The sequence below is a fragment of the Catenibacterium sp. RTP21428st1_D7_RTP21428_210409 genome (assembly GCF_040227455.1).
Taxonomy (GTDB): domain Bacteria; phylum Bacillota_I; class Bacilli_A; order Erysipelotrichales; family Coprobacillaceae; genus Catenibacterium; species Catenibacterium mitsuoka_A.
This window is the reverse complement of sequence record NZ_JBEHVX010000122.1, coordinates 1-5,232: the sequence shown is the minus strand read 5'-3', so window position 1 is coordinate 5,232 and position 5,232 is coordinate 1. Positions and strand designations below refer to the sequence as shown.

The following is a 5,232-nucleotide window of genomic DNA, read 5'->3' as shown; positions in this document are numbered from 1 at the left end:
GAGTTTTGGGGGATTTGAGTTTGGTTATATATTTGTGTCCGCGCAACGAAGGCGCGGGGAAATGGAGGAAATTATGACGAAAGATGTATTAGACTATTTTAAAACTATTTGTAGTATTCCTCATCCCTCAGGACATGAAGAATTACTAGGTAACTATATAGAAGAATTTGCACAGAATAATGAACTTGATTATGCAAGAAATGAAATAGGGGACATTATTATTTATAAGGAAGCTACGCCTGGCTACGCAGATCATGCACCTATTTTACTACAGGGTCATATGGATATGGTAGCTGAAAAAGATGCAGATAGTAACCATAACTTCCTCACTGATCCTTTAGAAATCTATGAAGAAGATGGTTATTTACATGCAACAAAAACAACTTTAGGAGCAGATGATGGTGTAGCAGTGGCTATCATGCTCGCTTTATTAAGTGATAATAGCTTTAAACATCCTCGTTTAGAATGCTTATTTACTGTTCAGGAAGAAACAACTATGGATGGTATTACTCATGTAGATAAAGACTGGATTCATGCTCGCAAGATGATTTCTTTAGATGGTGATGTAGTAGGAGAAACAAATGTTTCTTCTGCAGGTGGCGTTCAGCTAACTATTAGAAAGAATGCGACATTTGTAGAATCTCATGATCAGGGATATAAGTTCTATGTAAAAGGGTTATTAGGTGGTCATTCTGGTGATGCGATTAAAGAAGGTAGAGGTAATGCGATTAAGATTGCAGGACTTGTTTTTAAAGCATGTTTAGACAATGGTTTTGATATTCGTTTCTCTTCACTTAATGCAGGACAGAAAGCCAATGCAATCTGTAGAGATGGTTTATTTACTTTCCAGTCTACAAGTAATAAAGAAGAATTGAAGGCTTTTATTCATGAAAGAATGGAAGAACAGAAGGCACTTTACCCATTAGAACCTTTAGATTATACATTAGAAGAAGAACAGAGTGGTTATGTAATCTTAGATAGTGATGCACTTATTCATTTCCTTGCGTTATGTCCATATGGTGTAGAAAAGTATTCTTATTACTTCAATCATTTTCCTGTTCTTTCTTTGAATTTAGGGATTATGGAAACAACAGAAAAGGTTGTAGAGCTTATTCTATTAATACGTAGTGAGAATGAAATCAATCTTAAACTACTTGTAAATGAAGTAGAAACATTGGCTTCTTTATTTGGTTTGAGTGTGACACCATCAGATGAATATTATGGTTGGAGCTATGATCCTGATTCTCAGTTACGTAAGTCTTACAAGGAAGCTTATAAAAAAGCATATGATAAAGAACTCAAAGAAGTACCGACTCATGGTGGATTAGAAACAGGTTATATGAGTCGAATATTTCCAGATATGGATATTGTGACTATGGGACCAAACTGTATTGATATTCATACACCACAGGAAAGATTAGAAATCAAAACACTTTATGAAGTCCATGACTTCCTAAAGAACTGGCTAGGAGAATTATAATGAAATGTGATATAGCGAAAAAATGTGGAAGCTGTCAGTTTATTAATCAAGGATATGTTAAGTCTTTAGAATATAAGAATGAAGAATGTAAGAAGATCTTTAAGGATTTAAAGGTTAATGTACACCCCGTCTCTGGGATGGAAGATCCTTATTACTATCGTAATAAGACAATCATTGCGTTTGATAAGACATATAACTATGGTTTATATGAAGAGAATTCTCATCGTATTATTCCTTATAAATCTTGTCTCATTCATGACCAGGAAACAGATGCAATTATTAGTAAAATAGCTGTATTATTTAGAAAGTATAGAGTTTCTATCTATGATTCACAAAGAAGAAGAGGGGAAATTAGACATATTCTTATTAGACGTGCAGTCAAGACAAATCAGACATTAGTTGTCATTGTATCTAATGAAGCTATCTTTAAAGGTTCTAAGAACTTCTGTAATCAGCTTGTGAAAGCTTTTCCTTCTATTAAGAGTATTGTCTTAAATACAAATAAAAGACAGACAAGTATTGTATTAGGTGAACAGGAAAAGGTTCTTTTTGGGAAAGGTTTTATTGTAGATGAACTATGTGGAATGACTTTTAAGATTTCTCCACGTTCTTTCTATCAGATCAACCATGATCAGTGTGAAGCATTATATAGTAAAGCTTTATCTCTTATTACAGTCAAAGATCCTAAAATCATGGATACATATTGTGGTATTGGGACAATAGGTCTTATTGCGAGCAAGAATGCGAAACAGGTTATTGGGGTAGAACTCAACAAGGATGCAGTGAAAGATGCGAAACTGAATAAGACTTTTAATAAGGTTGAGAATATCAAGTTTATTCAGGGGGATGCGACTGAATTCATGGTAGAAGCAGCAAAGCAGAAAGTAGATGTAGATGTGATTATTATGGATCCACCAAGAAGTGGTTCTACTGAAACATTTATTAAAGCAGCTGTTTCTTTAAAGCCACAAGAAATAGTTTATGTTTCTTGTGATCCTCATACACAGGTAAGAGATTTAAAGTTATTTAGAAAACTAGGATATGGTTTTAAGGATGTATATCCTTATGATATGTTTCCATTTACGAGTCATATTGAGAGCGTAGTTCTGTTGACTAGAGCACATAAGTAAAAGTATAAAAAGACTTAAAATAAGGGATTTCCGAGATTTTTAGAATTGAAAATCAGACTTTTAAATATGCTTGAAAAAATGAATAATACCCTGGTATTTTTATAGTTGGATAGATAAGAGTATTGAGATTGAGTCAATTATACATAAGTGTTTACTTGTGATTTATAGAAAAATAAACACAGTAGTGTGGAACAAACGGAAGATGGTCTAAAAAGAAAATTAAGTACAGTTCTATATATTGACAAGTATGAATATATGGGATAGAATAAGTGTAGTTTTACAGGAAGGAGTGGATACTATGAGTTATAAAGAAGATGTTCGTATGATTAAGGCTTTGGCAGATGAAAACAGACTTCGTATTTTGGAATGTTTGCATTATGAAGAAAAATGTGCCTGCGTTATACTAGAAGAGTTATCCATTACTCAATCAACTCTTTCTCATCATATGAAATTGCTTTGTGACTGTGGACTTGTCGATTCTAGAAAAGATGGGCGATGGATGCACTACTCAATTTCAGAGGAAGGAAAAAAACGTTTTAAGGATATGTTTTCTCATTATCTTGAAGCCACTGATTCAGATGGTGAATGCAGCTGCGATAAGTGCGAATAATATATACATTAGGCAATCAGGTAAGATTGCCTTTCTCTTAAACGAATACATTGATATATGTAAAACTATAAAACTAACAGGAGGCTAGATATGCAATTTTTGACTACGATTTGGATATTCATACAAGATCAAATTTTAGGAATGAGATGGCTTAGTTCATTGATTGGAGAGTTCTTATACTCTATTGGTCTTGATACATCCGGGAAGATTGGAGGCAGTATTCAATTTTTTATCTATGATGTGATAAAAATTGTTTTCTTGCTTTGTGTGCTGATTTTTATCATTAGTTATATTCAGAGTTTCTTTCCACCAGAAAGAACTAAACGAATACTTGGAAGATTTCATGGAATTGGCGCCAACATCTTAGCGGCATTGCTAGGAACGGTTACTCCTTTTTGTTCTTGTTCTTCCATTCCTCTATTTATTGGATTTACAAGTGCCGGATTACCATTAGGAGTTACATTCAGTTTCCTTATTTCATCTCCAATGGTGGACATTGGGTCGCTGGTGCTATTGATGAGTATCTTTGGAACGAAAGTGGCAGTGGTTTATGTGTTGCTCGGTCTTGTGATTGCAGTTTCAGGTGGAACACTTATCGAAAAACTTCACCTTGAAAATCAGGTAGAAGAATTTATAAGAAATGCAAAGCAAATCGATATTCCATTGGAAGAACTAACGGTTAAAGACAGAATGAAATATGCGTGGGAGCAGGTTGTTGAAACATTTAAAAAAGTCTTCCCATATATTCTTATTGGTGTTGGAATAGGAGCCTTTATTCATAACTGGATACCAGAAGATATTATAGTGAGATTTCTTGGTACTGGTAATCCATTTGGTGTCATTATTGCTACAATTGCAGGGGTTCCGATGTATGCAGATATCTTTGGATGTATTCCTATTGCAGAAGCACTGCTTACTAAAGGGGCAAGATTGGGCGTTGTGTTGTCATTTATGATGGGAGTAACCACACTGTCTCTTCCATCCATGATTATGCTGAAAAAGGCAATCAAGCCAAAACTCTTAGGTCTGTTCATTGGAATCTGTACCGTAGGAATTATTATTGTTGGTTATGCATTTAATGCATTTCAAAATTTACTTATTTAACAGGAGAAAAAGATTATGTCATTATTTGGATTAGGAAAGAAAAAAGAAGAAGTTAAGATAGAGCCAGCTTGTGCTTGCAATGGAGAAGTAGCTACTTATGAAGCAGCATCATGTTGCTGTAGCGGTCAACAGGCAGAAAACTGTTGTGGCGAAGATAATAAGCTTACAAGCATTAAGGTGCTTGGTGCCGGCTGTAAAAGCTGTCATAATCAGTATGAAAACGTTAAAGAGGCCATTGAAGAACTAGGGTTAGGAATTGAAGTAGAATATATCACAGATATGGAGAAGGTTATGGCTTACGGCGTTATGAGCATGCCTGCCATTGTTGTGAATGAAACAGTTGTTTCAATGGGTAAAGTATTAAAGAGCTCTGAAGTAATTAAGCTACTTGAAAAGTTGGGATTTTAAGAAATGTTAGATGGAAGAAAAAGGGTAGCATTTATCTGTGTTCACAATTCCTGTAGAAGTCAGATTGCCGAGGCACTTGGAAAACATCTAGCATCTGGTGTGTTTCAAAGTTATTCTGCCGGGACGGAAACAAAGCCACAAATTAACCAGGATGCTGTTCGCATAATGAAAAAACTTTATGGAATTGATATGGAAACAAATGGTCAATACAGCAAGTTAGTTACAGATATCCCAGACGTAGACATCGCAATTTCAATGGGATGTAATGTTGGATGTCCTTTTATCGGCAGAACTTTTGATGATAACTGGGGGCTAGATGACCCTACAGGTAAAGATGATGTGGATTTTATTAAAGTGATTCATGAAATTGAAGAAAGAATTATTAAATTGAAGAATAGTTTATAATCATTAGCACTTTGCAGCATGATATGATGACCTCCCAGTAGACAGTGTAAATAATTAAAAGCACTGTTTGCTGAGGAGGTTTTTCTTATGGGAAG

6 protein-coding genes are annotated in these 5,232 nt (G+C 34.7%); all 6 read left to right on the top strand.

Annotated elements, in window-relative coordinates; genetic code table 11:
• Window positions 1-1,480: beta-Ala-His dipeptidase (pepD, locus tag ABUA27_RS12010; RefSeq protein ID WP_349820790.1), on the top strand; the 1,480-nt coding region annotated here is incomplete at its 5' end.
• Window positions 1,480-2,610 carry a 23S rRNA (uracil(1939)-C(5))-methyltransferase RlmD gene (gene rlmD, locus ABUA27_RS12005; protein WP_349820789.1) on the top strand — a complete coding sequence of 377 codons (1,131 nt, stop codon included), beginning with the start codon at window positions 1,480-1,482 and terminating at the stop codon, window positions 2,608-2,610. The genes pepD and rlmD, both read left to right, overlap by 1 nt.
• Before the next feature lie 298 nt (window positions 2,611-2,908).
• Window positions 2,909-3,220 carry an ArsR/SmtB family transcription factor gene (locus ABUA27_RS12000; RefSeq protein WP_287968655.1) on the top strand — a complete coding sequence of 104 codons (312 nt, stop codon included), beginning with the start codon at window positions 2,909-2,911 and terminating at the stop codon, window positions 3,218-3,220.
• 90 nt (window positions 3,221-3,310) lie between these two features.
• Window positions 3,311-4,324 (top strand): permease, encoded by a 1,014-nt coding sequence (locus tag ABUA27_RS11995; protein WP_349820788.1) that lies wholly within the window; start codon window positions 3,311-3,313, stop codon window positions 4,322-4,324.
• 15 nt (window positions 4,325-4,339) lie between these two features.
• A complete protein-coding gene (locus tag ABUA27_RS11990; RefSeq protein WP_129982198.1) occupies window positions 4,340-4,732 on the top strand; it encodes a thioredoxin family protein in 393 nt (130 codons plus the stop codon).
• A 3-nt stretch (window positions 4,733-4,735) separates the two neighbouring features.
• Window positions 4,736-5,137, top strand: coding sequence for an arsenate reductase ArsC (locus tag ABUA27_RS11985; RefSeq protein ID WP_281076162.1), 402 nt, complete (start codon window positions 4,736-4,738; stop codon window positions 5,135-5,137).
• Window positions 5,138-5,232: the final 95 nt, after the last annotated feature.